At 38.5% G+C, this 25,362-nt stretch carries 23 protein-coding genes and 1 pseudogene; 14 read left to right on the top strand and 10 right to left on the bottom strand.

All coding sequences use genetic code 11. From position 1 onward, the window contains the following. Nucleotides 1–2: 2 nt before the first annotated feature. The 6 genes from EHR07_RS01645 to EHR07_RS01620 all read left to right on the top strand — a co-directional run bounded on the left by EHR07_RS01645 (nucleotide 3) and on the right by EHR07_RS01620 (nucleotide 5,391). Nucleotides 3–1,244, top strand: a complete 1,242-nt coding sequence (locus EHR07_RS01645) for a sterol desaturase family protein (RefSeq protein WP_135743470.1) — start codon at nucleotides 3–5, stop codon at nucleotides 1,242–1,244. 252 nt (nucleotides 1,245–1,496) lie between these two features. Continuing rightward, nucleotides 1,497–2,282: a M23 family metallopeptidase gene (locus EHR07_RS01640; RefSeq protein ID WP_135743469.1), complete on the top strand. Its 786-nt coding sequence runs from the start codon at nucleotides 1,497–1,499 to the stop codon at nucleotides 2,280–2,282. A 6-nt stretch (nucleotides 2,283–2,288) separates the two neighbouring features. After that, nucleotides 2,289–3,116, top strand: a complete 828-nt coding sequence (locus EHR07_RS01635) for an HAD family hydrolase (protein ID WP_135743468.1) — start codon at nucleotides 2,289–2,291, stop codon at nucleotides 3,114–3,116. Beyond that, the gene (gene rsmI / locus EHR07_RS01630) at nucleotides 3,113–3,799 is read left to right on the top strand and encodes a 16S rRNA (cytidine(1402)-2'-O)-methyltransferase (RefSeq protein ID WP_135743467.1); all 687 of its coding nucleotides are present in this window, start codon (nucleotides 3,113–3,115) and stop codon (nucleotides 3,797–3,799) included. The genes EHR07_RS01635 and rsmI overlap by 4 nt, the downstream gene beginning before the upstream one ends. Before the next feature lie 39 nt (nucleotides 3,800–3,838). Further along, on the top strand, nucleotides 3,839–4,462 hold the full coding sequence (locus tag EHR07_RS01625) for a helix-turn-helix domain-containing protein (RefSeq protein WP_035983954.1): 624 nt from the start codon (nucleotides 3,839–3,841) through the stop codon (nucleotides 4,460–4,462). A 2-nt stretch (nucleotides 4,463–4,464) separates the two neighbouring features. Then, nucleotides 4,465–5,391 carry a 50S ribosomal protein L11 methyltransferase gene (locus tag EHR07_RS01620; RefSeq protein WP_135743466.1) on the top strand — a complete coding sequence of 309 codons (927 nt, stop codon included), beginning with the start codon at nucleotides 4,465–4,467 and terminating at the stop codon, nucleotides 5,389–5,391. On the opposite strand, the gene EHR07_RS01615 is transcribed toward EHR07_RS01620, so the two are convergent. Continuing rightward, nucleotides 5,388–7,502: a 7TM diverse intracellular signaling domain-containing protein gene (locus EHR07_RS01615; RefSeq protein ID WP_135743465.1), complete on the bottom strand. Its 2,115-nt coding sequence runs from the start codon at nucleotides 7,500–7,502 to the stop codon at nucleotides 5,388–5,390. The two genes, EHR07_RS01620 and EHR07_RS01615, sit on opposite strands and share 4 nt — an antisense overlap. 105 nt (nucleotides 7,503–7,607) lie before the next feature. Between EHR07_RS01615 and EHR07_RS01610 the strand changes: the two genes are divergently transcribed. Then, nucleotides 7,608–8,984 (top strand): flavin monoamine oxidase family protein, encoded by a 1,377-nt coding sequence (locus EHR07_RS01610; RefSeq protein ID WP_135743464.1) that lies wholly within the window; start codon nucleotides 7,608–7,610, stop codon nucleotides 8,982–8,984. Between the two features lie 2 nt (nucleotides 8,985–8,986). On the opposite strand, the gene EHR07_RS01605 is transcribed toward EHR07_RS01610, so the two are convergent. Then, nucleotides 8,987–10,099: an acyltransferase family protein gene (locus EHR07_RS01605; RefSeq protein ID WP_135743463.1), complete on the bottom strand. Its 1,113-nt coding sequence runs from the start codon at nucleotides 10,097–10,099 to the stop codon at nucleotides 8,987–8,989. Nucleotides 10,100–10,148: 49 nt separating this feature from the next. Between EHR07_RS01605 and EHR07_RS01600 the strand changes: the two genes are divergently transcribed. Further along, the gene (locus EHR07_RS01600; RefSeq protein WP_135570547.1) at nucleotides 10,149–10,442 is read left to right on the top strand and encodes an HNH endonuclease; all 294 of its coding nucleotides are present in this window, start codon (nucleotides 10,149–10,151) and stop codon (nucleotides 10,440–10,442) included. Continuing rightward, nucleotides 10,442–10,807, top strand: coding sequence for a DUF1292 domain-containing protein (locus tag EHR07_RS01595; RefSeq protein WP_135743462.1), 366 nt, complete (start codon nucleotides 10,442–10,444; stop codon nucleotides 10,805–10,807). Before EHR07_RS01600 ends, EHR07_RS01595 begins: the two co-directional genes overlap by 1 nt. On the opposite strand, the gene EHR07_RS01590 is transcribed toward EHR07_RS01595, so the two are convergent. From EHR07_RS01590 to EHR07_RS01575, 4 genes are read right to left on the bottom strand one after another with little or no spacing between them, the layout of a single operon-like run. After that, nucleotides 10,791–11,213: a MaoC family dehydratase gene (locus tag EHR07_RS01590; RefSeq protein ID WP_135743461.1), complete on the bottom strand. Its 423-nt coding sequence runs from the start codon at nucleotides 11,211–11,213 to the stop codon at nucleotides 10,791–10,793. The genes EHR07_RS01595 and EHR07_RS01590 overlap by 17 nt on opposite strands. Then, nucleotides 11,197–12,462, bottom strand: coding sequence for a sensor histidine kinase (locus tag EHR07_RS01585; RefSeq protein ID WP_135743460.1), 1,266 nt, complete (start codon nucleotides 12,460–12,462; stop codon nucleotides 11,197–11,199). The genes EHR07_RS01590 and EHR07_RS01585 overlap by 17 nt, the downstream gene beginning before the upstream one ends. Before the next feature lie 3 nt (nucleotides 12,463–12,465). Further along, nucleotides 12,466–14,040, bottom strand: a complete 1,575-nt coding sequence (locus EHR07_RS01580) for an acyl-CoA dehydrogenase family protein (protein ID WP_135743459.1) — start codon at nucleotides 14,038–14,040, stop codon at nucleotides 12,466–12,468. Continuing rightward, nucleotides 14,037–15,938, bottom strand: a complete 1,902-nt coding sequence (locus EHR07_RS01575) for an AMP-dependent synthetase/ligase (protein WP_135743458.1) — start codon at nucleotides 15,936–15,938, stop codon at nucleotides 14,037–14,039. Before EHR07_RS01575 ends, EHR07_RS01580 begins: the two co-directional genes overlap by 4 nt. Before the next feature lie 122 nt (nucleotides 15,939–16,060). On the opposite strand from EHR07_RS01575, the gene EHR07_RS01570 reads away from it, so the two are divergent. From EHR07_RS01570 to EHR07_RS01550, 5 genes and pseudogenes are all read left to right on the top strand, one after another. Continuing rightward, on the top strand, nucleotides 16,061–16,660 hold the full coding sequence (locus EHR07_RS01570) for a CBS domain-containing protein (protein ID WP_135743457.1): 600 nt from the start codon (nucleotides 16,061–16,063) through the stop codon (nucleotides 16,658–16,660). A 9-nt stretch (nucleotides 16,661–16,669) separates the two neighbouring features. Further along, the gene (locus tag EHR07_RS01565; protein WP_135743456.1) at nucleotides 16,670–18,103 is read left to right on the top strand and encodes a sodium:solute symporter; all 1,434 of its coding nucleotides are present in this window, start codon (nucleotides 16,670–16,672) and stop codon (nucleotides 18,101–18,103) included. 192 nt (nucleotides 18,104–18,295) lie between these two features. Continuing rightward, complete coding sequence (gene leuA2, locus EHR07_RS01560; RefSeq protein WP_135743455.1) at nucleotides 18,296–19,480, top strand: 2-isopropylmalate synthase LeuA2; 1,185 nt, start codon at nucleotides 18,296–18,298, stop codon at nucleotides 19,478–19,480. A 105-nt stretch (nucleotides 19,481–19,585) separates the two neighbouring features. Next, complete coding sequence (locus EHR07_RS01555; protein WP_135743454.1) at nucleotides 19,586–21,334, top strand: N-acyl-D-amino-acid deacylase family protein; 1,749 nt, start codon at nucleotides 19,586–19,588, stop codon at nucleotides 21,332–21,334. Between the two features lie 130 nt (nucleotides 21,335–21,464). Next, nucleotides 21,465–22,178, top strand: a pseudogene (locus tag EHR07_RS01550) (DUF4349 domain-containing protein). 18 nt (nucleotides 22,179–22,196) lie between these two features. On the opposite strand, the gene EHR07_RS01545 reads toward EHR07_RS01550, so the two are convergent. From EHR07_RS01545 to EHR07_RS01530, 4 genes are all read right to left on the bottom strand, one after another. Continuing rightward, nucleotides 22,197–22,763, bottom strand: a complete 567-nt coding sequence (locus EHR07_RS01545) for a TetR/AcrR family transcriptional regulator (RefSeq protein ID WP_135743453.1) — start codon at nucleotides 22,761–22,763, stop codon at nucleotides 22,197–22,199. A 42-nt stretch (nucleotides 22,764–22,805) separates the two neighbouring features. Then, the gene (locus tag EHR07_RS01540) at nucleotides 22,806–23,864 is read right to left on the bottom strand and encodes an alkaline phosphatase D family protein (RefSeq protein WP_135743452.1); all 1,059 of its coding nucleotides are present in this window, start codon (nucleotides 23,862–23,864) and stop codon (nucleotides 22,806–22,808) included. A gap of 74 nt (nucleotides 23,865–23,938) precedes the next feature. Continuing rightward, entirely contained in the window at nucleotides 23,939–24,478 is a 540-nt protein-coding gene (locus EHR07_RS01535) for a hypothetical protein (protein WP_420871230.1), read from the bottom strand. A 124-nt stretch (nucleotides 24,479–24,602) separates the two neighbouring features. Beyond that, nucleotides 24,603–25,133, bottom strand: a complete 531-nt coding sequence (locus EHR07_RS01530) for a hypothetical protein (RefSeq protein ID WP_135743451.1) — start codon at nucleotides 25,131–25,133, stop codon at nucleotides 24,603–24,605. Nucleotides 25,134–25,362 lie beyond the last annotated feature (229 nt).

The raw sequence follows: 25,362 nt of genomic DNA, 5'->3' as shown, positions 1-25,362 counted from the left end.
CCATGTTCGAGAATTTCACACCTCCGCCCATTGTTACCTATGCCATCCCCGTATTCTTCCTTCTCATAGGGATTGAAGTTTACATTGGCTACCGCAAAAACAAAGACCTCTACCGGTTAAACGACTCCATTGCCGACTTAAGTACGGGAATCATTTCTCAAATCTGGGGACTTTTCCAAAAAGGAATCGGACTTTTTGCTTATTTTTATATCTACGAACACTTTCGAATTTTTGAATTTGCCATGACCAACCCTTGGGCTTGGATCCTTTGTATCGTAGGCCAAGACTTTTGTTATTACTGGTCCCACCGTTTGGCCCATGAGGTCAATATCCTTTGGGCAGGACATGTCATCCACCACCATAGCGAAGAGTACAACCTTGTAGTGGCCCTCCGCCAAACAGGACTCGGGGGAATAATTTCCTGGATCTTCTATGTTCCTTTAGCCCTGATTGGTTTCCATCCTTGGATGTATCTTGCCAGCGGACAAATCAACCTGATCTACCAATTTTGGGTACATACAAAAGCTGTGGGTAAAATTGGAAAAATTGGAGAATACATTCTATCCACTCCTTCCCACCACAGGGTGCACCATGCCATTAACCCCATCTATATTGATAAAAACCACGGTGGCATTTTTATCATCTTTGATCGGATGTTTGGAACCTTCCAAGCAGAAACAGAACCTTGTGTGTATGGAACTGTGAAGCCCCTACGTAGTTTCAACCCCGTTTACGCTAATTTTCATTACTACTGGGAACTCATCAAACAGGCAGCCAGTGCCCCTTATTTCTTAGATAAAATAAAGGTGTTTTTCAAACCACCCGGTTGGTATCCGAGAGAGGGAACCAAACCCGCTGGATTTTTACCCATCCCAGAGGTTCGTCCCGAAACTTTCCATAAGTATGATCCCAAACCCGGACCAGAAGTAAGAACCTACACAACTACTTGGTTTGTATTAGTTCTACTTTTGGCCTTTGCTTTCCTATTATTTGTAGCAAAATTCTCATTTGTTTCCCAAGTGCTCGTCACGATTTGGGTCACACTTTCGCTTGTTGCCATCAATGCTCTGATCGAAGGAAAATCTTGGGCGGGAGCCATGGAAATCACAAGGCTCCTCTTTGGATTTCTTGTGATAGCTTACTTTGATGTAAGTTGGACCTACTATGCAATTGGGATTGTTTGCCTACTTGTGGCAGGAATCTATCTTTACCGCACCAGTGGACAGAAACCTCAGGCTGCCTGACTTTTCTTTTCACAACGAACCAATCCATTTCCACCCTTCCCCGAAAATAGAACTGGGCGAAGGGTGAGAGTCTCCCTAAAACACCGTTCTCTAATCAACCCATAACGATAAAAACGCGTGACCGGAAAAACACTCTCAGTGTTATGTCACATAAATGCCATGAATAGGGCGGATTTCCCCGTTCGTTCCCCTTGACCAGACGGGCCCCCGTGAGAATTTGGCATTGCACCAGAGTTTTTGAGGCGAAATGAGATGAAGCGCAACCGAAGTTACTATATCATACTTGTCCTAATCCTGTTTGTAGTGACCTATTCCGCCTATGCGGCCTACCAGAAGCAAAAAAATGGTCCTGTATTTTTGGACAACCATGTCTTCCAACGTTACAATGAGCAGTGGGGTCTTTGGGTAGACCTAAATGCGGAGAAAAAAAGCCTTCTCGAAAAGGCTTCCGAGTTTGGAATCCTGGCCCAAGAGGTTATGGAAATCAATAACCTAAAAGAGACGGACCTAGCTCGTTTAAAACGATCCATTTTCTTTCCTTATTCCGCAGAATATATGCGGGGACTCCAAGAAAAAGAACTCTTCCGAGAAACAGTCGAATCTCCGATTGATCAGTTTATTTGGCCAGTACTACCCAACCATAAATCCCGGATCTCTTCTCGGATTGGAAGGCGTTGGAACACCTGGCATACAGGCCTTGACATTGCCATTCCTAAAAATTCCATCGTCCTTGCTGCTGCTGATGGTGTGGTAGAAGAAGCAGGTCGCAGTGGAGACTACGGCCTTGCCGTCAAAATTTATCACCATGACATGAACCATTTCCATACTGTGTATGGCCACAACCAAGAGTTACTTGTAAAACCTGGGGACGTGGTTCGCAAAGGACAAATCATTGCTTTTTCTGGAAATACAGGAAAGTCCACAGGTCCTCATGTTCACTTTGAAGTTCGATTTCATAATGTGTATCTCAATCCAGAAAACTTTCTTACTCCCTATGAAGAAGGAGTTGCCACAAGCATCGTTGGATTTGCAGACTAAGTATTAGTGACTAACCTGACAAAGAACAGTTGGACGGACGAGATTTTCGACTGTCTGACAACCATCATACCTAAAGCACCAGGCATTGCCTGTTTTGATTTCGACAACACACTCATTCGTAACGACTTCGGTGAAAAAATCATGGAAGAACTCCTCCATGACGGACTTGTATTTGTACCAAAAGATTTATCGGAATTTTTTCGGGATAAAGATCTTTGGAAAGACCATACCAAACTGAGTATCCCAGAGAAGGAAAGTTTGATTTGGGAAGAATATTCCTACCAACTCAAAGAATACGGAATCGAAAGAGGATACCGTTGGACTAGTTTTATTTTCCAAGGAATGAACCTAGAAGAATACTATGAAGTTTCGAGAAGGGCTTGGGATCGAGTTTATATCCACGACAAAGATTCAGGTGTTTTTCCCCAAGTGGAAATGAAAGACCTGATCGCATATTTATACCACCACCAGTGGAATGTGTACATTGTGACCGCATCACCTGAACCTGGGATTGCAGCCATTTCCCACCTTTTCCCCGTGGAAGAATCCAAAGTCATTGGCATGAGACAAGTATTAGGTGAAAATGGAAAATTTTCTCACAAACTCATTGAACCTTATACTTATGGAGAAGGAAAAGTAAAAGCCATAGAAGAAAGAATTGGTGTGTATCCCGATCTTGCCTTTGGCGATTCCTTTAACGATTACCCGATGCTTTGCCGGGCCAAACAGATGGCCGTGGGCATCAACCGCGACAACCCAGAGTTTGCCAAAGCTTGTTTGGCTCAGGGAATTTACGTCCAACCCTACTTTACCTTTCCTCCAGTGCTCACATGAACCGACTTTATTTAGTATCTAATTCGATAGGAAATGATGAAGACATTCCTCCCCGCACCAAAACCTTGTTAGAGGAAGCTGACTGGATCATTGGGGAAGAACAAAGGACCACATCTACTTTTTTAAAGAAATTAGGGATCGCAAAACCTTTTGATTTAGTGAACGAACATACATCCAAAAAAGAAATGGATGAGATCGCCATGAAACTAGCAACCACCAAAAGAACCTGTATGATCTCTGATTCCGGAAGCCCCGGACTCGAAGATCCTGGGAAATGGCTTGTTCCTCTGGCTTGGGAGATGGGTGTGGAAGTTCGTTCCGCTCCCGGACCAACGGCCCTCGTCGCTGCCTTGACTAGCTCTGGGTTTGCCACCTCTCCCTTTCTCTTTTTGGGATTTTTACCTAGGGATGAAAAAGAAAGGGAAAGAACTTTGAAACAATACATAGGGCTTGGAATCACCCTTGCCTTTTATGAAACACCTTACCGAGCCAAACACTGCCTCGAAACCTTAGCAAAGATTCTTCCTGGGGACCGTCAGATATTTCTGGCGCTCGGAATCTCGATGCCAAACGAAACCAGTTTTCGAGGAACTGCCAAAGAGATTCACAAAAAATTTCCACAAGGTTTGAAACTTCCCCCGGTCTTTGTGGTGGGAGAGAAAAAAGAAAGGATCAAACGTTAGTTTCTTGACAGTACCTCTGTTATATTGGACGCTTGGACAATGGTAAGTAAAGTAGAGCAACCGAGTGACGGAATAGACCAATTGATTTCGGAGTCTGGCGATTATATAACAGATGTCGTCAAAGAAAACCTGAAACTCATCCGTCATACAAAAGGTTTTTCCTTGGATAAACTCGCAAACCGTTGTGGTGTGAGCCGTGCGATGTTATCGCAGATCGAACAAGGGAAATCGGTTCCAACAATTTCTGTTTTGTGGAAAATTGCAAACGGACTCAATGTTCCTTTTTCTGAACTCCTCAAGGAAAAAAACCAAGATGGAATCCATATCCTCAAAGCGGAAAACTCAAAAGTTCTATATTCCAATTCCAAAGTTTTTGCAAGCCGTGCCCTTTTCCCTTTTCTTGGAAATCGTAAAACCGAATTTTATGAACTCATTCTAAAACCCGGCGGGCATGAAGTTGCCGAACCACATAAAACAGGAACCACTGAAAACTTAGTTGTGGTTTCCGGCAAACTGCGGTTACGCGTTGGTGAAAAAGTTGTGGAACTAGAACCAAAAGATTCTGTATTTTTTAAAGCCGACGTTTCCCATGAGTATTCCAATCCAACAGACCAAGAAACTCTCATGTATCTTGTGATGGATTATACGGACGAAATAGGTTAAGATTGGAATATAGAGAACTCAAAGTCAATCTACCCAAAGAATTATCTGACAGTTTTTATGAATTGTTAGATACTCTCCAATGTGCAGGTTATTACGAAATTTTATTTGATGGTGAGGCTCCTAAAGAAAAAGACCAGGGCCTGATTAGAGACAATACCAACATTCGGATTTATTTACAAACGGATGAAATTGATAAAGAATTAAAGATCCTTATCTTTTTAAAAATCAATGCACCTGATAATTCCAATGCAGAGTCACGAAACATTGAAACTCGTGATTACGAAGAAGCATACAAAGAGTATTATAAACCATTCCCAATTGGAAAAAAACTTTGGGTCATTCCCACTTGGGAAAAAAACGAACCAGAAACTGTTAAACTTTGGAAACCAAATGGTGGAATTCCACTTTTTATTAATCCCGGAGTAGCTTTTGGCACGGGCCACCATGAGACCACCAAACTCATATTAGAGTATCTGGATGAATTGTATGATAAAGGTGAATTTCAATTTCAATCGGCATGTGATGTAGGAACCGGTTCTGGTATTTTATCCATTGGCCTTGCGAAATTCGGCGTTTCCAAAATTTTTGCTTTGGACATTGATCCCAATGCGGTAAAAGCAGCTTGGTCTAACTGGACCGAAAATGAATATCCAAAAGGGTTTCAATTTAGTGTGGAAGAATCAGGGATAGACAATCCGAAATTATCCAATACCAAATATGATTTAGCCATTGCCAATATTACGTATGCTGTTTTATCACAAAACATCCGTCATCTGGCAAAAATTGAAGCCCCTCGAATTATTTTTTCAGGAATCATCACAGAAAAAAAAGATCAGTTTTTAGGTTTATTACAAAGCCATCTCCCCGGCAAACTCCTCTACTCCAAAGAATGGAATGAGTGGTGGGTTTTGGATTGGATTCGTAACTAAACTTTATTTAAAAATTTTATCAAACTAACCTGGTTTCCCCGGTCGTTGTATTCAATGCGATCAAAAACAGATTTTGTCATGAGAATTCCTCGGCCATGTTGCTCATGAGCTTCGTTCATTTCTTCTAAAGATTTTTCCATGTGTTTTTTATGATCAAACCCACGACCTTCATCAGTAATTCGATATGCCACAAATTCACTTGCAAAAGAATATTCTATTTTCACACGTTTTTGGCTATATCGCGGATCTTCTTGTCTTTTTTGTAAAAATTCCAAGTAGTTTCCTTCCAAAAGTGCTTTTGATTTTTCATCAAAACTGATATTTAAGTTTCCATGTTCGACAGCATTGATAATAATTTCACGAATCGAGGATCGGACTTCCGTTTGTTCTATATTAGAAAGATACTTTGCCAATTGAGAAGTAATTCGTTGAGAGACAATTTCTGCATTCCGTAAATAATTATTCATAGAAAGTTCCACCTTCTCTGATTCGATGAGTTGAATGATTGTGTCTTCATATTGCGAAGACATAGTGACAAGAACTTCTCTTGTTTCATCGAAGTTGATGTACTGTAGTCGACAATACATCTCTTTTGGTTCTTTTACATATTTTTGTTCAAACTCAGTTTTGAAATTCACTATAGAACCTGTCATTTTTAAGTCCGTTAGTTTATCGTTAACATATAGAACATTGTAATCGGAACTCTGGTCACGTCCTCTGTATAAAATTTCTGTTATTTTTTTACCTCTTAAATCATCCAACCGAAACCCCATATGCTTAGAAAGGGCTCTGTTTGCATTAATGATTTCAAAATCATCGTTCATCATTAGGATCACTTCATCGGAACCTTGAAAAATCTCACGGAATCGTTTTTCCGATTCTTCAATTTTTAATTTTGCATGAGATAATTCTCTAATATGATCTCTTAGACTACGCGTTAAAAAGTTTATCCGATCCGCAAGTCCAAGTGATAACAAAATCGTTTGTAAAGCGGTTCCAATTTGGATGGTCCAACGAGTGATATGGTTGTCTGGTAAAATACCCAAACTTTTTAAGGAATACAAAAGCACACCCGTAAGAAAAAAAGTCCAAGAAATCAAAAAATACCGAGCAGCTCTCACCTTAGAAAAAAATGTGGTGGCACCGCTAAATACCATAACGAGTGCCGTTGGCACTGTCAGTAAAATCGACGTAATCATTGCGATTCGGTAACTCAAAAAAAATTGAATCCCAGAGAATAATAATAGAATCCCTGCCCAAACCCACATTAGTTTAGATATTTTTGGCAAATGTTTTTTTAAACTCAGGTAATTGTCTGAAAAAAGAAGACCCGTGATACATGCAAAACAAATGAAAAAAGGAAGAGAATAATTTCCCCAAAAAATGGCATTCGGCCATAGATATTGAAACGCAAATCCGTTATTGATTAAGTGAAAGAAAAATATGGAACTTATAAAAAACAAATAGAAGAGATAACTTTTTTCGTATGTAAAGATATAAATAAAAAAGTTATAAGCAATCATTACAAACAAAATCCCGTAGAAAAAACCGAAAATCATTTGTTCTTTGTTTAATTGGTCATTAAACTCACGTTCTGTCCATATAAACAGTGTTAAAGGTATTGTGGATTCGGATTGGATACGTAAATAATAAACAGATGTGGTTTCACCCTTCGTTTCTAAAGGAAATACTGGATTTCTATAATCTAAATTTCTTTCAGAAAAGGGATGGATGTCTCCTAAAGTTTTCACAACTGATTTAGGAATTCCTGTTCCAAAAATCGTAACCTCATCCAAAAGCGGAAAATCAAATACTAAATTCCAACGAATCAAATCTTTGGTGGGATTATTGACAGTCAAACGGACCCAAAAAGTAGATTTAGAAAAACCTAAATTTGGAGAAGAAATTTTTTGGAACTGAGAATCTAAAGTTCCAAGAATGATGTTTTCCTGCGAAAAAGATTGGTCTTTGTCTTCTAAAACAAGAACATCCTGCCAAATGGGTTTTCCAAAAATTTGGGGTTGGAGGGAAATCGCTGACTCAGCAGATAAAACTGAAGGTAAAAAAACAATTAGGTATAGAAAAAAATATTTTATATGGTGAAAAAACAAAGGTAGTCATCTCCCAATTCGCTTAAAAAGACAAAGTAATCAGATTGTATTTTTCTAATTTTTCTAGCCTTTTTTGTTTCTAATGTTAAAATAGGGGAAAGTTCTATGAATCGAAAACGTTTCCTACAAAAGATAAGTGCTGTTACCTTAGGGGCAGGTTTAATCCTCCCTAAAAAATCATTCGGACAAACCACAACGACTACCATTGCTGAAACCAAACCAAAGTCTAGCGGCGGCAAAAAAGCTATTGTTTTAGGTGGCGGTCTATCCGGACTCTACTCTGCCTATTTATTAAAACAAACGGGCCATGATGTCACCATCATAGAACGTGGAGAAAAGTTGGGTGGCCGGATTGCAACTTATGAAAATCCGGAACTTGGAATCTTACAAGATTTAGGTGGTGAGTGGATTGGAGATGGTCAATCTGACATTAAAAGTTTGGTAAAACAACTTAACTTAGATTTGGTTTCTTCCAACATTTCAGATCGTTTTTCGATTCAAAAATCAAATAGCGATTTATTAAAAATATCCCCAGCTTCTATAGAAACTTTAGATAAGGTCATTGACCTTCATAAGTCTTTAGGAAACACACAAAAACAAGGGTTAGACAAAATTAATTTTTCTTCTTATGCAAGATACCAAGGATTAACGGAAGAAGAAATTCGTTCCATGAACGATCTCTACCGAATCCTTCTTGGTGCCGACCTAAACCAGATTTCCAGCGAATCGGTATTAGATGATCTTTCCGCGTTGCAATCGGCGCTAAAACCCAAATTCCAAGTAAGAGGTGGAGCCGAAAGAATCATTAAAGAACTGACAAATTTATTACGAAACCAAGAGATTCTATTAGGCGAAACGGTAACCAAAGTTTCCCAACAAAAAAACCAAGTCACTGTGGATTTGTCTTCTGGTAGAACGATCAAAGGTAGTTTGATCATTTGTGCTCTTCCTGCAGCTGCGGTTCTTGATATCAAATGGACACCTGGACTTCCAAAAGATCTAATTTACTCAGGTCTCCGTATGCAGACAGGGAAAATTTCTAAAAATTTAAGTTTAGTGAAATCAAAAGATTCTCTTTCCAATTTCTTTCTATCAACGAATACTGCTGCAGAAACTTTTTATGTTTCCGAAGCTGCCATTGGACAAAACGTAACAGCCGTTACCTCCATTTCTACTGGAGATAGGGCTTCTTTATTTGAAAAAGGAAGTGATCGCCAAAAAAAGAATTTAATGACATCTTCTTTAGAAGAAGTTGGAAATTTGGAATTGATCTTAGAGTCCCCATTTATCTTTCATAGTTTTCAAAAAACAACCGGCAGATCAGGATTTGTTTCCTTGTTTCCACCAGGTAGTTTTGGTATTAAAGATGTTTGGGCAGAACCTTTTGAACGAGTATTTTTTGCAGGAGAACATTTAGCGTTTCATACAGGGAGTATGGATTCCGCTGTTGCTTCCGCAATCCAAGCAGTAAGCAAAACATAATCTTAATTACTTTTTAATCCAAAGAGAAATCGTAGAGGTTTTCTCTTTCGGATTAAAAATTCGTATAAGAAAAAACTTACACCTAACACTACAATTACGTGGGAAAGAAACTTCACCCAAATTCCCCACTCCATCTCTCTTACCCAATAAGCATACAGTAAGGAAATGGGATGATGGACCAAATAAATAGGAAGACTTGCTTCAATTAAATAAACTCCTAACTTTCCATCTTTGTTACCAAACGATTGAAAGATTATGATTAGGAAACTTGTCCATAAAAAGGGAGAAATCACCCATAAAAGAATATGTAAGGATCTAATCCAAACATTGACATATTGAAAATTAATCCAAAGTGGATCATCAATTTCTAAATCCTTAAAAACCAAATAAACAAAAATTGCCCAAACAAATATGGTCAAGGTTTTCAGAAAGGAATTGGTTTTGGGAACAAGAATACTTTTCCAATGAAAACAAAACACGCCTGCGATAAAAAAGGAAAATTGAAAGACAAAAGTAAGTTTATAAATCCCGAAATAAGACTCCCCTTTCGAAATTTGTGTGTGAAAAAATAATACAAAAAGAAAACAAAAACTAACAAGCAATAGATACTGAATTAACCCTTTAGGAATTCGATTCCAAATTTTAGCTGTAAAAAATGATTTTGGAATCAAACTATAAAGAATACTAAAACAAAACAAATCTACAAGAAACCAAATATGAGAATGTTGGAACTGCTCTTTTGTAAAAAAGTACTCCAAAAAGGTCAAAACCTCTAAATTAGGATTTTTAATTCGTTCTGTGAGATAATACTGGATGGGGGCAAAAAAAATAAGTCCAAAAATGGTAGGAACCAAAACCCGTTTGAACCTAGCTTCCAAATAAAATGAGGAACCTTTCTTCGTCCAAACCATCGCAGAAAAAAAACCAGAAATCATATAAAACATGGGCATACGGTAACTATGTATCCAATAACAGAAATAGGATAAAACCTCACTTCTTGTCTCATCTTGGATGGCATATTTTATTTCTGTGGCATAAACAATCGCAGCATGAAACACAATTCCGAGTAAAAGTGCAAAGGATCGTAAATTGTCTAAGTAAACCAATCTTCCCATTCCTCCATCTTTTTCTTGACGAAGGGAAAAAAACAGATTTTTTTAAACCATGACGGAATCTCCCTCCGATTCATTTTTTTCCGATGTGAGCGACGAAGAAATCGCACGGGAAAGAAGGAAAGCCAAAGAACTCAAAAATAGTGCCTGGTGGAAGAACAAACGTTCTTCTGGAATTTGTCATTACTGCGGGAAAAAATTCAAAGTAGATGAATTAACAATGGACCACCTAATTCCTCTTATTCGAGGAGGAAAGTCGGTAAAAGCCAATTTAGTGCCTGCTTGTAAAGAGTGTAACTTTAAAAAGAAACATAGTCTTCCCTTTGAGAAGGAGTTTTTCTCCTGATGGATACGAACGATTTTGGTTTCCAAGCAGAAGATTTCCTTCCGAGTAGAGTCACAGAAGAAATCGATCTTGTGGACGAAAGAGGAAACAGTTATCAATGGGAAGTTTTTTATTCTTTTTCACAAATGGGAAATGATTACCTAGTATTCCTGCCTGCCACAGAACAAGAATTTCAGTTTGTCAATGTAGAAATGGATGACCCAGATTCCGATGTACCGGGATACATTGTCATGAGAATTAGCCAAGACGAAACTGGAGAGGAAATCTTAGAAGAAATTCTGGATGAAGATGAATTAGAAGAAATCCGAGAATATGTAGAAGATGAAATTGGGCTTTTAGGTCAATTTCTTAGCCGGGAGGAATGACAAGAGTTTCTCCTTTACTGACAACTTCCGATTTTTGATTTGTCCATACAATTTTCATCCTTACTGCTTTAAGTCTTTCTACTTTTTCTATCACCTCCACATAACAAGTGATTGTATCTCCAAAATAAACAGGTTTACGGAACTTTGTTGTCGTTTCTAAAGCAACGGTTCCAAGTCCGGGAAGTTTCATTCCAAGAACAGGTGCTAAAAGCGAAGCAGCAAGACCTCCATGAGCAATCCTTGTTCCAAAACTTGTTGTTTTTGCATATTCTTCATCCACATGGAGTGGGTTAAAATCTCCACTAATCCCTGCAAATAAATAAACATCTGTTTCGGTTATGGTTTTGGTAAACGAGGCCGAATCTCCTATTTGAATTTCTAAAAAACTTTTACCCTTTTGATACATTTGAATCATCCTTAGGAATTACTTTTTTTGGTGAAAAAGCAAAATGGTAAAACACTCCTGCGTTTGGGGAGGAGGTACATTCTACTTCACGGCCATTCATTTGGCTACATAATGAAAAAATTACTGACAATCCAATAGACTCTGCTTTTCGATAATTCAATCCAGGTGGGAAACCAATGCCGTTGTCTCTATATTTTAATTCGTAATTAAATTTATCTGTAACAATAAATTCAATTTTTATCAAAGCATCAGTTTTTCCATTAGCGAAAGCATGCCTAAAACTATTTGTTAACATCTCTGTGATCATTAACCCCATTGGGATTGCATCTATAATATTAAATTCCAATTGTTGAATATCCAATTCTATTGCGATATCTGTTCTCATATACATGAGTTTTATATTTTCAACTAGACTTGTGATATAATCAATGGAGCTAAGACCCGATAAATTTTTGCTACTGTATAATTTTTCGTGAACAAGAGCAATTGCTTTGATTCTGACTATGCTTTGTTCCAAAATATCAGCAGTTTCAGGTGGAGAGGAATATACCTGGAGTTGCAAAAAGGAAATAACAACTGCTAAATTATTTTTGACTCGATGGTGGACTTCAGTGAGTAAGGTTTCATTTTCTCTGAGTGACCGTTCGAGTTTAGACTGATTTTCCATATAACTAGTCATATCTGTTATGACTGCTACCGTCTTATTGGCACTTCCCTCTCTTGCTGGAATATAGAGCCTATGTTCCAATGCCCACTTAATGTGACCATCTTTGGCGCAAATCCTATACAATAATCCAGTATGGTTTTCTCGTAATTGATTCATCCAAATATGAGTCATCCGTTCTCTGTCGGCTTCATGGACTCGTTCCATCAGTAATTCTGGATGGATCAAAATTTCATTGGTTGGTATATCAAACAAACGAGAGACCTGTTCGCTGAGAAAATCAATTTTCCATGTATCTAAATTGAATACAATCACGGCATCTTCAATGCGCTCCAAAATCACTTGGAAAAGTTGATCCGATTCTATTTTCTCTAACAAAACTTGTTTTTGTCTTTGTAGTTCCCGCACCAGAAGTACAAAGATGATCAAAGCAGAAATAGTAACAAATCCCCATCCCTTCACACTTTGAATTTCTCGAATGTCCTCTGGTGATTGGAATATTAGTGAAATCGCATAATCCGAAAAATATATCCAAACATAGCCGAATAACAGATATAATAAAGCTATTCGGCCAGCGGCTTTCATCGGTTATAGAAGTTCCTGCAAGGATTGAAATCGACCATGAACTGTTTCTTCAATCGATTTCCCAAACTGAGAATAATGATTCCACAATTGAGTTAACTCGGAAGGAACATAGTTTGATAGTCTACTGAAGGACATAAGATATTTCCCAACAAGATAATACGAAAGTAACTTTCGATCCACTAATTTTTCCTCTAAAGAATAGTGTTCTGTCGTTTTATGTGTATCCAGTTCCGAAAGAGAGAGAATTACAAAAATCGACAAAACATCTGCAAAAGCAAATTCAACGGATTGTTGTTTTTTTCGATTCGGCTCTGCATCCATAGCAATAATTATGTCATAAAGTACATTCTGTATTTTGTCTGGTAGATTTGTCTCGTTTTCCAATCTAAAAAATTCTTTTTGGAATTTTTCTTTCCCCGAATATAAGGAAGAAATAATCGACCTTTGAATTTCGCTAGTTCCACCACCTATGGTACCTAACTTGACATCTCTGTAAAAACGTTCTACGGAATACTCTTTCATATACCCGTATCCACCAAACAATTGTACGGAGTCCTTAGCCACATCTTCTGCAATTTCAGAAGTAATGAGTTTTCCTAAACTACTCTCTAAAGGAGAAGGAACTCCTCGATCCTTTCGTTCTGCAACCCAGTATATTAATCTCCTAGCTGCTTGGATATAGACCCAGTTACGAACTAAAATATCACGCATCCCATAAAAACTAGAAATCGGTTTTCCAAATTGGACTCTTTCGTTCGCATAACGAAGTCCTTTACGAAAACAAAACTCCATTGCTCCTGCAAGACCAGCAACAAATACAGTTCTTTCCCATTCCAAAGTTTCTTTACCGATTCTCATAAACCCTGTATTCAAAGGTCCAAGAAGATTCTCTTTTGGAATTACCATATCTTCGAACACAAGTTCGGCGGTCATAGATGTATGATGGCCTAATTTTTTCAGAACTTTACTCACTTTAAACCCAGGAGTATTACTTTCTACAATGAAAGCAGAAATTCCCATAGGCCCTCTTCCTTTTTCGGAAGTTCTTGCCATCACCACAAACACCTGCCCGACAGGACCATTTGTGATGTACATTTTGGTACCGTTTAATTTCCATCCACCTTCCACTTCTTCGGCTTTTGTCAAAAGGGAAGCCGCATCAGATCCGGAGGCAGGTTCTGTCAGTGCAAATCCTGCCATCCATTCTCCGGTCGCAAGTTTCGGGAGGTATTTTGATTTTTGATCATTTGTTCCTTGGAAAATAATTGGCATCGTTCCAATCACCAAATGGGCAACCCATGAAAGGCCCATTCCACCATCTAATGAACCTGATGCGAACGCATCGGTTGCAATCGAACAAAGTAAACAACTTGCTCCTTCTCCACCATATTCGGAAGGAATCGTAAGTCCTGTTAAGCCGGCCTGACTAAACTCTTTCCATAATTCGTTTGACCAAATTTCCTTTTCATCTCTTTCTTCAGCAGAGGGGAAAACTTTTTCTTCTGAAAATTGAAAGACAGTATTGTAAAAACTTCTTTCCTCTTCATTCAGGTAGGGATTCAGTTTTGGGTGTATCATTGGTAAATTCCTTCTATTTGTTTTGTGAATACATCCGAAATGACATTTCTCTTCATTTTTAGAGTTCGTGTCATTTCTAGATCGGGATCAAAGGGACGAGGTACCACATAAAAATTGTTAGCTGGTATCATTTCAAATCCTTTGAATCCGTTTTCTCGAGAAATAATGCGTGCTATTTCGGCTCGGTATAACTCCCGAACCTTTGGATGGAGATTCCATTCCCCAGCTTTTTCCTTGGAAATTCCTGGAATTTTTGCCTCTACTGCTTCGAAGTTCGGAACAATCAAGGCCCCTAAAGTTTTTTTATCATGACCCACAACCATCACTTGGTCAATGAATGCAGACGTAAGAAGTTTGTCTTCGATTGGGATTGGTTCTACGTTTTCGCCACCGATAAGAGCAATTGTATCTTTGGATCTACCAGCAAAAATTAATTCATTTCGATGGGAGATATACATTAGATCCCCTGTATCAAAAAAACCATCTGCATCAAAGACAACTTGATTAAGTTCCGGACGTTTGTAGTAACCTTTTAAAATTTGTTTGGATTTGATCCAAAGGGTCCCTTTGGCACCCGCTTTCGTTACGATTTTTCCAGTATCATCTTTCAATCGAATTTGGTATCCATCAATCGGAACACCTACGGTTCCTTTGGTGGGTTTAGAATTTGACCGAATGGAAACGACTGCAGAAGTTTCTGTCATCCCGTAACCTTCTAAAACTTTAAGCCCAATGGCAGATAAAAATTCATCCACTACACTTGGCAGAGCAGAGCCGGCAGAGATACAAATCCGAATTTTTCCACCTAATGCTTTATGGATGGCAGAAAATATTTTTACGCTGAGTAACTTAAATGGAGAAAGTAAAATTAAAACGAATAACCCATAGGTTCGTTTCAAAAGAGAAATAAAGATATTTGGTTTTCGAATTTCAAATTCGAATCCAAAACACATTGCATAATAATGGGCCCAAGTAGATCCTACTTTCAAAAAGAAATGGAATAACTTTTCTTTAAACCCACCTTCTTTGGCAACTTTGGAAATGATTCCATTGTAAACAGATTCCCAAATGCGAGGAACAGAAGGAAATATTGTAGGACGAAAATCACGAAGATCATCCTTTAAAGAGGACATATTCGAAACTAAAAAATCAATCCCTAGAAAAATACCTGCATATTCAATCGCTCTTTCAAAGGCATGCCAAGGAGGAAGTAAACTCACCGCATTGTCATTTGCATTCATATCCAATCGAGCGATGGTATTCTGAATAGCAGTGATCCAACCTTTTTGGGTCAACATCACTCCTTTTGGATTTCCTGTAGTTCCTGATGTATAAATGAGAGTGGCAAGTGCATCGGGATCAGTTTGACTTATCCGCTTTTCTAAAGTTTGTTTGCCGTCAACGTTCCATCTCTGTTTTCCTCGTTCGGCAATAGAATGGATTGAATTTTCGCCTGTGTATAATTCACCTTGGTCTGTTTCTAATATAAAAATTTGTTTTAAATGTGGAAGATCACCTAACAAATCATCGATGCGTTTTTTATCTTTTGGTTTTTGAACTACTAAGTATTTGGCTTCCGAATGGTTTAGGATATAAAGAATTTCTTCTCGAACTATGTCAGTTCCCCGAGGAACAACGACTGCTCCAGACGTCAGGATGGCAAGATCAGTCCTTAACCAATGAACGGTAGCATCACAAAAAAAACCGATTCTGTCCCCGACTTCCACACCCAGATCGATCAAACCCAATGTCAAGTGGTCGACAAACTGTTTCAAATCTCCAAAACTGATCCCAGGGAATTCAGTGGCTGATTTTCTCTTCCGAAAGGAAATTTTGTTTGGGAGAGTTTCTGCGACTTGGGCCAATGCTTGGTAGAGGTTTTCGTAGTTGCGAATCATGGGTTTTTGCCTTTTTCTTTGGAATCTTTACAGAAATGTAGGTTGGATAAAAAACCACTGTTCGTTTTTTGCAAGTATTTTTGTTCTTTTTGACAAACTTTTCGGAAAGGTAGGGCATAACTATGTTCTTTTGGATACATGACGGGCGCATTTTGCCAAATACACCGGCTACTTATGCCGATCGGGTTCATAAAATCCATCCTGGGGGCAAAACATCCCCCGTTTCCGGTGAAAAGGAAGAATCTCTCAATCCCTCCACCACCTCCTTTTTGCACCGTTCCCCAGGGGATGTTTATAAGGAAACGGCCAAACAAACGGAAAAAACGGTCTATTTCCTCCATGAAATTATGTCGGCGCCCGCACTCACTCGGCCTTCTACTGAGACAATTGCCAATTGTTTGGATTTTATGTTGGAAAAAGGAATTCGTCACCTCCCCATCGTAAATGATTTGGGTACTTTAGTTGGTTTTGTTTCGGATCGGGATATTCTCGAAAAAAGTAAGTCCTACGAAAGAGACTGGCCTATTTCAGATATTATGACGAAACGCGTGTTAGCTGGATCTCCAGGTTCGGAAATCAGAGGGGTTACGCAAGTTCTATTGGAAGAAAGAATTGGGTGTATTCCTGTCGTAAATGACGATAATCAACCTATTGGTATGATCACTCGTTCCGATTTACTTCGTTTGTTATTAAAGTATCCGAATTTGAATATCATAGCTTAAAGGGGTTTTATGTTTTGGGATTTGCTCGTCCTTGTTTTTTATTTTATCATTGTTTTTTATTTTGGATTTCACTTTGCAAAAACTAACCAAAAAGAAGAGGACTTTTACCTTGCGAAAAAAGAAATCCATTGGTTTTTTCTTTTGTTGTCCCTTGTGGCAACAGAAACCTCCAGCTTAACTTTTTTAAGTATTCCATCTTTATCTTTCAAAGGAGATTACAGGTTTTTAGAAATTGCTTTGGGGTATTTGATTGGTAGGACCATTGTTGCGTTGTATCTTTTGCCATCCTACTTTTCTGGAAATACCATTTCGGTTTACGAATATGTTGGAAATCGTTTTGGTAAATCACCTCAAAAAACATTGTCTTTAGTATTTACCGTTTCCAGACTTCTTGGAGATGGAATTCGATTGTATGTGAGTTCCTTACCGATTGCGTTTTTATTAGAAAGGATGGGCCTAAATCTTTCGCCAGAAATTTTAGGGATGATTGCCTTAACTATATTAAGTATTGTCACTATCATTTATTCCGTGGTAGGTGGGTTTCGTGCGATCGTTTTTACCGATGTACTCCAATGGTTTATTTATATATTTGGTGGGATCTTTGCATTAGGACTACTCGTTGATAAATTAGACATTTCTATTTGGGAAGGAATTAAAAACCTTCAGACATCGCAAAAGTTAAATTTATTTGTTTTTGATTACCTTCCTTCCGGTGACAATAGTTACTTTATCCTATTTGCACTGATTGGTGGAGCCTTTATCTCCATTGGTTCCCACGGAACAGACCTAATGCTTGTTCAACGAGTGATCGCCACAAAAAATTTAGCCTCCGGTCAAAAGATACTCATTGGTAGTGGAATTGTGGTCCTAGTTCAATTTATCCTTTTTCTTTGTATTGGGTCCCTTCTTTATCTTTTTTATTCAGGCCAAACAATGGCACCTGACAAAGTGTTTAGCCAATTTATAGTAGCAGAAGTTCCCTCTCCACTACTAGGCATTCTTGTGGCGGCAATCCTTGCCAGTGCGATGTCCACATTAAGTTCCACAATCAACTCTCTCTCTTTGACTTGGGCTCGCGATTGGGGAATGGACCGGTGGTTTAGTCCACGTACCCTCTCTCTTTTTTTTGGTCTCACTCTCTTTATTTCCAGCCTTGTTCCTTACTTTCTCATCCAAACCTGGGAGAAAGGAATTTTGGAAATGGGTTTAACCATATTTTCCTACACCCTTGGACCATCCATTGCCGTTTTTTTCCTAGCCAAAGGTAAGGCCGAGTTACCGGTATCGGGACTGGTATTTTCGGTATTTTTTCTAACGAGTATCCTCTCCACGGTTGCCATAGGTTTAGGTTTTCAAATTTCCTTCACCTTACTCATCCCCATTGGATTTGGGATCCAAATCTTTCTTGTACAAATTTCTAGGTTAGCGTTTAAAAAAAATTGACAGGATTCCTCCTCACTGTTCGTCTAAAAGGTAACAATGAAATTATCTGCTAACATTCAGTTGCTCCTCCTCCTCGAACTTTTATAGATCGAGGGAGACAGTGCTGTGTGACAAAGCCCACTCCCAACCGGGAAGTGGGCTTTTTTTATTTTTGGTCCTCCCGGTGGTAGTGGCAGCGGATGTGGAGGAACCATGAAACCAAACCAAATTAAAATTCAAGACGTAACCTTACGGGACGGAAACCAAGCCTTAAGAAGACCTTGGACCTTAGAGGAAAAAATTGAAGTCTTTGACTTACTTGTCGCATTGAACGTCGATGGAATCGAAGTGGGATTTCCTTCTTCTAATGAAACAGAATTTGTCGCAAGTAAAACCTTAGCCAAACGAGCCCCAGTGGGTAAACCCATTGCCGGATTATCTAGAGCCAATGAAACTGAAATCGCTAAAACTTGGGATGCTATTCAATATGCAAACAAACCAAGAATGCATATCGTTTACCCTGTAAGTGATTTTTCTATTCGTCATGTATTAAAAATTTCTGAAAAAGAAGTCATTCAAAAGATCCAAAAGTCAATCACCTTTGCCAGATCCGTAGTGGGACCAGAGGTAGAGATCCAATTTTCCGGGGAACATTTTGGTGATGCAATAGAAAACTTTGCTTTTACAAAGGAAGCATTTCTTTCCGCCATTGAGGCAGGTGCCGATATCATCAACTTACCCAATACAGTCGAACGATACCGACCTATGGTATTTGTGAATATGGTTAAGGAAATGAAAGAGTTTATTGGAAATAGAGCCAAAGTTTCTGTACATACACATAATGATTTGGGAATGGCAACAGCAACATCCGTTGAATGTGTGTATGTGGGTGCCGAACAAATCGAAGTGGCTTTGAACGGTTTGGGAGAAAGAGCAGGAAATACGAATTTATACGAAACATGTATTGCCTTACATCAAAATGGTGAATCCTTAGGTATCAATTTTCAAAGGATCTATCCAACGGCAAAACGTATTTCCGAAATGACAGGTATCCCAATAGGAGAAAAAACTCCGATTATTGGGGAAGATATTTTTTCCCACCGATCAGGAATCCATCAAGATGGAGTGGCCAAGACCATTAAACAGTCTAAAGGTGCTTACCGAACTTTTTCCCCCGAATTTGTTGGAAGAAATGACAACGAAACCATTTCCTTTACGAACCAATCAGGCCATAGGGCCATTCAATTTTTATTAGAAAATAGAGGGATCATGATTCCTCAATCGGAAATCCATCGTTTGTTTGAAACGGCCAAAAGCATTTCTTCCAAGGAGAACAACAGAGAGATCACCGAAGCAGAGTTAGTGGATTTAGCGACAAGATTTGCGGCTTCGCTCTGAACAAGAATTGGTTTTGTCCAGAGAATCTTCCATGTGATTCCTAACGAATCATTGACAAAACTTTGTCAATCTGCCATAATTTCGTTTGGTTTTTCCGGAGGATTCATGGCAGACACACTCATTAAACAGGCACGTATTTTTGACGGTAGTACAAATCCATCTTTTATAGGTGATGTGCGGATCAAAGAGGGAGTGGTAACATCCATTTCCAAAACCGAATTAAATCCAATGCCTGGTGAAACTGTTGTCGATGCAAAGGGCCTATGGCTCACACCAGGTTTTATCGATTTTCATACACATTATGATGCAGAAATTGAAATGGCTCCTGATCTCTCCGAATCGGTTCGTCATGGAATTACGACCATTTCTCTGGGAAGTTGTTCCTTAAGTTTAGCAGTGGGTGACCCGGTTGATTTAGCAGATATGTTTAGCCGCGTGGAAGCTATCCCAAGAAAGAATGTTTTATCAATCCTAGAAAGTAAGAAGAATTGGAACTCCGCAGCAGAATATAAAAAACATTTAAACAATATGCCACTTGGCCCGAATGTCACTTCGTTTGCAGGACACTCCGCCATTCGAGCCCATGTTATGGGACTCGAACGATCTCTAACCAAAGGGGAAGTTCCCACAAAACAAGAGTTAGAGAAAATGAACCAAATTCTAGAAGAAGCTCTAGACCAAGGATTTATGGGACTTTCCATCAATACATTGATTTGGGACAAAATGGATGGCTCCAGATTTCGGTCACGACCACTTCCCTCCACTTTTGCCAATTGGAAAGAATACCAATACCTAAACAAAACATTAAGGAAAAGAGGAAAGATCTTTCAAGGTGTTCCGAACGTTTCTACTAAAATTAATGTTTTGATGTTTTTAAAAGAAGCCTTTGGAATTTTTCGTAAACCACTCAAAACAACAATCATCTCTTTAATGGATGTTAAATTTGATCCAGGTTTATATAAATTACTCGGAGTCATTGGTCGTATCACAAATACCATTTTTAAATCTGACTTTCGATTCCAAGCACTTCCAGAACCGTTTGATTTGTATGCCGATGGAATGGATGTAGTGGTTTTTGAAGAATTTGCAGCAGGGGCCAAAGCAAATCATATCGAAGATGAGTTGGAAAGAAAACAACTGATGAAAGATCCAAAATATCGTTCTTGGTTCAAACGCCAATGGACCAATTGGTTTTTACCTCGTGTTTTCCATAGAAACTTTCGTGAAACAAAAATTGTGGATGCACCAGACAAATCGCTCATTGGAAAATCGATTGATGATGTTGCCAAAGAAAAGGGAGTTCATTCGGTCACAGCCTTTCTTGACCTTGTAGCAGAACATGGAAACAAAGTCCGTTGGTATACAGTGATGGCAAACCATAGAAAGGAACCATTACAAAAAATTGTGAATTATCCTGATGTACTCATTGGATTTTCTGATGCGGGAGCACACTTAAGAGGAATGGCACATTATAACTTTCCGCTTCGTATGTTAAAGTTAGTTAGAGACGCGGAACTAGAAAACAAACCTTTTATGACTATCGAAAAAGCTGTACACCGTCTAACAGGAGAAATCGGCGATTGGTTTGGAATTGACGCAGGTTACATCAAAGAAGGCAAACGAGCTGATTTGGTTTTAATTGATCCAACCAAACTCGACGACTCACTCGCACAAGACGTAGAAGCACCTATGCCTTTTATGGAAGATTTTAAACGTTGGGTTCGACGTAACGACGATACAATTAAAAAAGTATTTATCAATGGAAAACTAGCGGTCGACCAAGGAAAACCTGTTTCTTCTCTTGGGAAAGAAAAAGGATACGGAAGCTTTTTAGAATCCAAAATCGGCACTTAAAAAAGATTGCGGTTGGATACAGAAATGATTAAAATCTGTATCCAACATGAATTCCTCGAACAATCAACGGAAAGTCTTACTTTTCCTTAGTCTTTTTCTCTTTTTGATTCAATGTTCCTCTGCCAAAGGGATGGAACGCGAAATGTCTCACAGTCGCTCCTATGAGGAACAAGCCGATTATGCTCCTTCGGTGGCGGCTCCTTCTCCCAAAACCGATAGTAACTCGAATGAACTCAAAATTCAAAAACGAATGATGGTTTACTCAGTGAATGTCAACTTACAATCCAAAGAAATCGAAGCTAAAGTCACAGAAATCATTAAACTTGCAGAGTCTTATGGAGGTTATGCGCTCCAATATAGTTCCAATGGAATTGTTCAACTTAAAATCCCTGCAGAAAAATTAAAACCATTCCTATCAACTTTGCGTAACCAATCGCAAAACTATTCGGAAGAAGTATCTGCAAAAGATGTTACCGAAGATTACACAGATACGGAAATTCGAATGGAAAACGCTTTAAAAATGAGAACTCGCCTCCTCGAAATCCTAAAAACTGCAAAAACTTTGGAAGAAACTTTAAAAGTGTAAGCAGAACTCAGTAAGGTTTCTGAATCCATTGAAAGGTGGGAAGGAAAATTGAAATACCTAGCAAACGCTGTCCAATTGTCTTCGGTGCAGGTACAAGTGCGTCAAAAATGGGAACCAGTTGTCCAAAAGGAATACAAACCAGGGCCTTTAGGATATCCTTTTTATTATCTTTATATTGGCCTTGGTAAAGTAAAAGACGGAATCATTTGGATGTTTGTACAAGAGATTCCCAAAGAAAAAATTGAAAACAAAGAGTAAAATACTCCCAAATATATTTTAATTTTTTACGATTCGTTCCGCGGATGCGATCATTTGTGATTTCATCCGTTCGATAACTTTTCGATCTTTCGTCAATGCATACAACCTAAGTCCACCAAGATAACTCATATACAATTCATAACTGAGTGATTTAACAAGGTCTGATTTTAAATTGGGTGCAAACTTCAGAATGCAGGTTTCCACAGTTTCCAATACATGATGAACAGCTTTATTTCGATACGTATCAAACTGACCCAAATGCGAAATTTCACCAGAAAAAAGAGCAATAGGACAATCCTTTCTGGACGTATTCCTTTGGTTTCTGACTATAAAATTAACCCATTTTTCAATGAAGTCAGACATACTATTGGATTTTCCCAAAACCTTTAACATAACAATTCTTTGTTGTTCTGATAAATAATTTAAGTATTCAAATCCTATATCATCTTTGGATTTAAAATGATCGTATAAGGTTTTTTTATAGGCTCCTGCCTTATCTAAAATTTCTGCAATACCTGTGGCTTGAAATCCTTTCTCGCGAAACAAAGCAAAGGAACTTTCTAAAATTTTTTGTTTGGGTTTCAAATTGGAAATTCTCCTTCTGTGATTTGTTTTATCAAAAGAATTTTAATTAGAATCATTTTTATCATATTTTAGAACTACATTTCCAATTTTGTCTTTAATCTCCGCTCGCCAAACCAATTTTCCTTCCTTAATTTGAATCTTAAGAGCACCGTAATTTTCTTCCAAAAAAGCAGGAGAGAGTTTAAATTTAGAATCGTATTCTAAGGTAAGGAACGGTAGAGGAAAATTGAGCGAACTTGAGGTAACTTCGATAAACTTTTTTTTGTCTTCATAGGGATATTCATAGATTTCTGCAATATGCCGATCCCCAGAAAGAATCACAAGTTCGGATGTATTGGCAGAACTCAAAAGTTGAAATAACTTTTCCCTATCTTTGGGGAAGTTTCCCCATTTTTCAAACGGTTGTTCGGTGGGAATGACTTGGATTCCAGAGACTAATACAAGAAAGTCCGATGGTTTTTCTAATTCTTCGGAAAGCCATTTCCACTGCTCTTCACCAAGTAAAGTGGCATCCGGATCTTCATTGGGACGATAGTATCTTTTCCCGATAAAAAAAGACCAAAAAGAAGGTTTTAACTCAGAACGAAAAAATCGAGTGTCAGGGAGCACTATATGGATTTTTTTCTTTTTGAATTCGATCCAATAGGAATGAAAAATCCCTTTCCCGTCCTTTGTTCCCAAACGGTGACCTTTCGGCATAAGAGATCCAATTTGGGATACAAAAACTTCACGACTCTTTTCTTTATCAGCGTATTCACCACCACTATCATTGATTCCATAATCATGGTCATCCCAAGTGGCAAGGATCTGGGAGCTTTTACGAATTTTTTTCCATTGAGGCCTTGATAACTGTTTTTGATAGGCTGGGATTTTTTCTTCTGCAATGAAAGAGTCTGCATAGATATTATCACCTAACAGAAGAATCCAATCAAAGGATTCTTTTTCCCATTGGTTTAAAATGGGACTTTCTTTGTCTTGGTGCAGACAAGACCCAAATCCTATTCGTAAACTATCAGTTTCTTTTCCGATGATTGGCGATTGGAGGAGGAATAAACAAAAGAACAAAGAGAAAAACAAAACAAAATGAGAAGCTAGTTTCATGAGGTTCACAAAATTATAAAAAACTTTTGCCTAAATTTTTATGAATTTTTCCCTTCTCGTCAATCGGAAATCTGTTAACGGCGTCCTGGATAAAAAGGATAAATTCGATAAGGATTTCTTGTGTAATATTGCATTTCCTCTCTTCCAAAAAAATCGCGTTTGTAATACAAAGGGGAAAACCGGGAGAGCCCTCGACTCTGTGAATAACTGGAAAAGAATACAATGTTTTGGTAGTATTCGTTGTTTACATGTAACTCATATCCATAACCTGCAATGTAAAAGTCCACGGGAAAAAAATCCCCCGCCACTTCCACTTCCGTCTCACGATACAAATCCCTACCCGACCGACGGTCTCCAATGGCACAAGGTTCCATCCTACTGGGAACAGGCCCTGCCATCAAAACCAAACATTCCGAATTATATCCATATTTTTCCGCATAACTCAAAGTTTGGTGGGGACGGTATTGTGAAGTTTTGTAAAAACCTTTAAAATAAGTTTTTTTATCCACAGCAGTACACTGCAATACCAATCCAAACAAAATCCAAGAAAACACTAAAGATAAAATGGAACAAAATCGAACCACTGGTAACTTATGCCCACTCATAAATTTCATCTGGACATTCTAGCCACAAACTAACAGGAATGCGATGGTAGATTCCCGCAATTGCGGAAACTACCTAATACTGAAAGGTTCTATATAAATTTTTGAATCAAAAGAAACCTTAGAGAACCATATTCTATAATTTTCTTAGGTTGAGACGATACGCTGTAATACTCGAATTGACAGCCCTTCCTTGGCATTGGTAATCGGAAGGGTTTACGAGTCCCGTTGATTGAATATTATATGTTTTTCCCGATTCCAAGCTGACTTCTTTGGGACCCGAAGCTGATGAAACAAATAACTCCGTAGCCCCTTCTTTGAGCGAGACATGGAAATCAAAACGACTAGAATTACAATTGGCAGAGGTAAGTGTTTGTTTTCCCGATGTGGCAGTCACTTCATAAGTCCCGGTGGTTTGCACGGTAAGGGAACCACTCACAGACTGAACACTACAAATCGATAGAGATCCATTCACCTGAAATGCGGTATTTGCATTTTCATTGGTCAGAAATTGACAACTTGGTGTGGTTAAAATAGAAAGAACCACAGCATCAGTAAGAGCATTTCCTGTGAGTTTTGTGCCAGGGATTAGGCCTTCTTCTTTCTGGTTCGAACAATTCCAGAAAACAAAAGAGAGGATGGAAAAACAAAGTAAATATCTTAACATAGAAAATCCTTATGATTGTTTCTCTAGGAGGTATTTATTTCGTTAGGTTGGTTTTCTTTTTTTTAAAAAATGGGGCGCCTCGCCATCTTTTGTTAGATGGGAATCCCCCCATTCCATTGCGACCGCGCTTTACGCTACAATCTTTCTTGCTTAAGCAAGAAAGGATTTCCGCTGCAATCGCTGGCGTAGGTCTTTCAATCTGAAAAAACGCATTTTGAATCCATCAAAC

It is taken from the genome of Leptospira bandrabouensis (genome assembly GCF_004770905.1).
GTDB classification, from domain to species: domain Bacteria; phylum Spirochaetota; class Leptospiria; order Leptospirales; family Leptospiraceae; genus Leptospira_A; species Leptospira_A bandrabouensis.
Note: the sequence above shows the minus strand (reverse complement) of the source record. Positions and strands in the feature narration are given on the sequence as shown.

What these genes read in the sequence shown, in the direction of transcription:
- EHR07_RS01600 (WP_135570547.1), top strand. Translation starts at nt 10,149, where the DNA reads ATGACGGAATCTCCCTCCGATTCATTTTTTTCCGATGTGAGCGACGAA.
- EHR07_RS01585 (WP_135743460.1), bottom strand. Translation starts at nt 12,462, where the DNA reads ATGAAAGCCGCTGGCCGAATAGCTTTATTATATCTGTTATTCGGCTAT.
- EHR07_RS01570 (WP_135743457.1), top strand. Translation starts at nt 16,061, where the DNA reads ATGTTCTTTTGGATACATGACGGGCGCATTTTGCCAAATACACCGGCT.
- EHR07_RS01595 (WP_135743462.1), top strand. Translation starts at nt 10,442, where the DNA reads ATGGATACGAACGATTTTGGTTTCCAAGCAGAAGATTTCCTTCCGAGT.
- EHR07_RS01535 (WP_420871230.1), bottom strand. Translation starts at nt 24,478, where the DNA reads ATGAAATTTATGAGTGGGCATAAGTTACCAGTGGTTCGATTTTGTTCC.
- EHR07_RS01610 (WP_135743464.1), top strand. Translation starts at nt 7,608, where the DNA reads ATGAATCGAAAACGTTTCCTACAAAAGATAAGTGCTGTTACCTTAGGG.
- EHR07_RS01540 (WP_135743452.1), bottom strand. Translation starts at nt 23,864, where the DNA reads ATGAAACTAGCTTCTCATTTTGTTTTGTTTTTCTCTTTGTTCTTTTGT.
- EHR07_RS01605 (WP_135743463.1), bottom strand. Translation starts at nt 10,099, where the DNA reads ATGGGAAGATTGGTTTACTTAGACAATTTACGATCCTTTGCACTTTTA.
- leuA2 (WP_135743455.1), top strand. Translation starts at nt 18,296, where the DNA reads ATGAAACCAAACCAAATTAAAATTCAAGACGTAACCTTACGGGACGGA.
- EHR07_RS01645 (WP_135743470.1), top strand. Translation starts at nt 3, where the DNA reads ATGTTCGAGAATTTCACACCTCCGCCCATTGTTACCTATGCCATCCCC.
- EHR07_RS01530 (WP_135743451.1), bottom strand. Translation starts at nt 25,133, where the DNA reads ATGTTAAGATATTTACTTTGTTTTTCCATCCTCTCTTTTGTTTTCTGG.
- EHR07_RS01575 (WP_135743458.1), bottom strand. Translation starts at nt 15,938, where the DNA reads ATGATTCGCAACTACGAAAACCTCTACCAAGCATTGGCCCAAGTCGCA.
- rsmI (WP_135743467.1), top strand. Translation starts at nt 3,113, where the DNA reads ATGAACCGACTTTATTTAGTATCTAATTCGATAGGAAATGATGAAGAC.
- EHR07_RS01590 (WP_135743461.1), bottom strand. Translation starts at nt 11,213, where the DNA reads ATGTATCAAAAGGGTAAAAGTTTTTTAGAAATTCAAATAGGAGATTCG.
- EHR07_RS01625 (WP_035983954.1), top strand. Translation starts at nt 3,839, where the DNA reads ATGGTAAGTAAAGTAGAGCAACCGAGTGACGGAATAGACCAATTGATT.
- EHR07_RS01580 (WP_135743459.1), bottom strand. Translation starts at nt 14,040, where the DNA reads ATGATACACCCAAAACTGAATCCCTACCTGAATGAAGAGGAAAGAAGT.
- EHR07_RS01640 (WP_135743469.1), top strand. Translation starts at nt 1,497, where the DNA reads ATGAAGCGCAACCGAAGTTACTATATCATACTTGTCCTAATCCTGTTT.
- EHR07_RS01555 (WP_135743454.1), top strand. Translation starts at nt 19,586, where the DNA reads ATGGCAGACACACTCATTAAACAGGCACGTATTTTTGACGGTAGTACA.
- EHR07_RS01565 (WP_135743456.1), top strand. Translation starts at nt 16,670, where the DNA reads ATGTTTTGGGATTTGCTCGTCCTTGTTTTTTATTTTATCATTGTTTTT.